We start from the raw sequence: 2,190 nt of genomic DNA, 5'->3' as shown, positions 1-2,190 counted from the left end.
GAGCTGACGAATACTAATAGATCGAGGACTTAACCATATAATATGAAGCAAATGTTATCTAGTTTTGAAGGAATATACCTTCATAAGTCTGGTAATGATGGCAGAGAGGTCACACCCGTTCCCATACCGAACACGGAAGTTAAGCTCTCTAGCGCCGATGGTAGTTGGGACTTTGTCCCTGTGAGAGTAGGACGTTGCCAGGCTTATTTTTATCATCGCGGGGTGGAGCAGTCTGGTAGCTCGTCGGGCTCATAACCCGAAGGTCGCAGGTTCAAATCCTGTCCCCGCAACCAATGGTCCCGTGGTGTAGTGGTTAACATGCCTGCCTGTCACGCAGGAGATCGCCGGTTCGACCCCGGTCGGGACCGCCACTTATATAAAATAAAGAACGAAACAATGTGTTTCGTATTTTTTTATTTACTCTAATTAAACTTATAAGACAGTCAATCTTATCCTTAGGACAATTCCTAAGGTCTTTTTTATATATTTGAAACTGAAACAAAAATAAAAAATCTGTATAATAAAGAGTAGAGAATACTAATAGTAAGGTAGGTGAAACCTTTGAATAAATATGAAATAAAGACGATGTCTTCAAAAGAAACACAGCATTTATCAGAAAAGCTTGGACAATTAGTTGAGGTGCAGGATGTTTTGATTTTAGAAGGGGATTTAGGTGCAGGTAAAACAACATTTACAAAAGGTCTTGCAAAAGGTCTTGGTGTAAAACGTGTTGTAAATAGCCCGACTTTCAATATTATTAAAGAATACAAAGGACGATTACCGCTGTATCATATGGATGTATACCGATTAGCAGAGAGCGAAGAAGATTTAGGTTTTGATGAATATTTTTATGGTGAAGGTGTAACAGTGGTGGAATGGGCGCATTTAATAGAGGCTTTTTTACCACCTTCACTTTTAAAAATTAGTTTATTCCACGAGGGAGATAGTACAAGGAAAATTGTATTAGAGCCGAGCGGAGAACGTTATATTAGATTATGTGAGGAGCTATTACAAAATGAAAGTACTAGCAATTGATACTTCTAACTATGTAATGGGAGTTTCTCTTATTGATGGAACTACTGTTGTAGGAGAGATTATTACAAATTTAACAAAAAACCATTCTGTGCGTTTGATGCCAGCAGTAGAGCAACTTTTAAAAGAATGTAATGTGAAACCAAAAGAATTAAATAAAATCGTTGTAGCGGCAGGTCCGGGCTCTTATACAGGTGTTCGTATTGGTGTGACAGCGGCGAAAACATTGGCCTGGTCACTGCAAATTCCGATTGTGGGTGTATCGAGCTTAGAAGTACTAGCAGCAAACGGAACCAATTTCCCAGGATACATTTGTCCATTATTTGATGGCCGTCGTCAGCAAATTTATACAGGATTATATACATATAGAGAACAAGAATTACAAGCTGTGAAAGAAGATCGTATTGTTCTCATTGTTGATTGGCTTCAAATGTTAAAAGAGATGGAGAAACCTGTTTTATTTATCGGAAACGATGTAGAACAGCATAAAGATACAATTGTAGAACAGTTAGGAGATCAAGCTGTATTTACTGCGCCGACGAAACATAATCCACGTCCAAGTGAATTAGCTTTCTTAGGCTTACAGAAAGAGGAGCAACCTGTGCATACATTTGTACCAAGTTATCTTCGTTTAGCAGAAGCAGAGGCAAAATGGTTAGAAAGTCAAAATAAGTAGGAGTCTTATAAATGAATATTACATTTAGAAATATGAAGGAAGAAGACATACCACAAATTGTTCTGATTGAAGAATCTTCATTTACGACGCCTTGGACTGCCGAAGCATTTGAACGGGAAATAAACATGAATGAGTATGCGCACTATGCTGTGTTGGAAACAGAGGAAGGAATTATAGGCTATTGCGGACTTTGGATTATTCTTGATGAATCACATATCACGAACATTGCTATATTGCCCAAATACCGTGGTCTAAAGCTTGGAGTAGCGTTGTTACAAGAGGTAATGAACAAAGCGAGAGCTTTTGGGGCAAAGACGATGACACTTGAAGTACGTGTTTCAAATGAGGTTGCGAAAAAGTTATATCGAAAATTTGGTTTTCAAAATGGCGGAATTCGTAAAAGATACTATACAGACAATTATGAAGATGGTCTTGTAATGTGGGTGAATTTATGATGAAAAAAGATACAATTATTCTTGGTG

3 protein-coding genes, 2 tRNA genes and 1 rRNA gene are annotated in these 2,190 nt (G+C 37.9%); all 6 read left to right on the top strand.

All coding sequences use genetic code 11. The features are described 5' to 3' along the window. Positions 1–87 precede the first annotated feature (87 nt). Positions 88–203 (top strand): 5S ribosomal RNA (gene rrf, locus PLX19_RS25210). A 13-nt stretch (positions 204–216) separates the two neighbouring features. Further along, positions 217–293: transfer RNA gene (locus tag PLX19_RS25205), tRNA-Met, on the top strand. Between the two features lie 2 nt (positions 294–295). Beyond that, positions 296–371, top strand: a tRNA-Asp gene (locus PLX19_RS25200). Positions 372–561: 190 nt separating this feature from the next. After that, positions 562–1,035 carry a tRNA (adenosine(37)-N6)-threonylcarbamoyltransferase complex ATPase subunit type 1 TsaE gene (gene tsaE / locus PLX19_RS25195; protein WP_272191676.1) on the top strand — a complete coding sequence of 158 codons (474 nt, stop codon included), beginning with the start codon at positions 562–564 and terminating at the stop codon, positions 1,033–1,035. After that, the gene (tsaB, locus tag PLX19_RS25190) at positions 1,016–1,708 is read left to right on the top strand and encodes a tRNA (adenosine(37)-N6)-threonylcarbamoyltransferase complex dimerization subunit type 1 TsaB (protein ID WP_272191675.1); all 693 of its coding nucleotides are present in this window, start codon (positions 1,016–1,018) and stop codon (positions 1,706–1,708) included. Before tsaE ends, tsaB begins: the two co-directional genes overlap by 20 nt. A gap of 11 nt (positions 1,709–1,719) precedes the next feature. Beyond that, the gene (rimI, locus tag PLX19_RS25185) at positions 1,720–2,163 is read left to right on the top strand and encodes a ribosomal protein S18-alanine N-acetyltransferase (protein WP_272191674.1); all 444 of its coding nucleotides are present in this window, start codon (positions 1,720–1,722) and stop codon (positions 2,161–2,163) included. Positions 2,164–2,190 lie beyond the last annotated feature (27 nt).

It is taken from the genome of Bacillus sp. BP-3 (assembly GCF_028401955.1).
GTDB lineage: Bacteria > Bacillota > Bacilli > Bacillales > Bacillaceae_G > Bacillus_A.
The sequence above is the reverse complement of the archived record's forward strand: the minus strand, read 5'-3'. Positions and strand labels throughout refer to the sequence as shown.